Source organism: Streptomyces sp. NRRL B-3229 (assembly GCF_000719505.1).
In the GTDB taxonomy this organism is placed as follows: domain Bacteria; phylum Actinomycetota; class Actinomycetes; order Streptomycetales; family Streptomycetaceae; genus Streptomyces; species Streptomyces griseorubiginosus.
In genome coordinates this window covers 1-389 of record NZ_JOGP01000124.1, presented here as the reverse complement: position 1 = coordinate 389, position 389 = coordinate 1, and the positions used below count along the sequence as shown (strand labels likewise).

The window sequence follows — 389 nt, the reverse complement described above, 5'->3', positions numbered from 1 at the left end:
GAACACCATCAGTCGCGCGAATCCCCATCATTCGCTTACATGAGCGGTTTCCGCTCGCACCCCCACCGCCCCGGAACCGGAGCCGAGCATGACGACCTTCCACTGACTCTTCGGTGACCAGCTCGGACCGCACTTCCTCACCCCGGGCCCCCACGGACCGGACCGGGACGCCCCGGTCGTGATGATCGAGGCCCGGTCGGTCTTCCGGCGCCGCCGGTTCCACCGGGCCAAGGCGCACCTGATCCTGTCCGCGATGCGGCACCGCGCCGCGGAACTCGGCGACCGGGTCCGCTACGTCAGGGCGGACACCTACCGCGAGGGCCTGCGCCAGGCGGTCGGCTCCGCGCCGGTGACCGTCCACCACCCCACCTCCCGCGCCGCCCTCAGCC

The 389-nt window shown here is 72.0% G+C and carries 1 pseudogene; it reads left to right on the top strand.

Annotated features, from left to right (window positions below):
- Positions 1–88 precede the first annotated feature (88 nt).
- Positions 89–389, top strand: a pseudogene (locus tag IF54_RS40260) (cryptochrome/photolyase family protein); the annotation flags it as partial.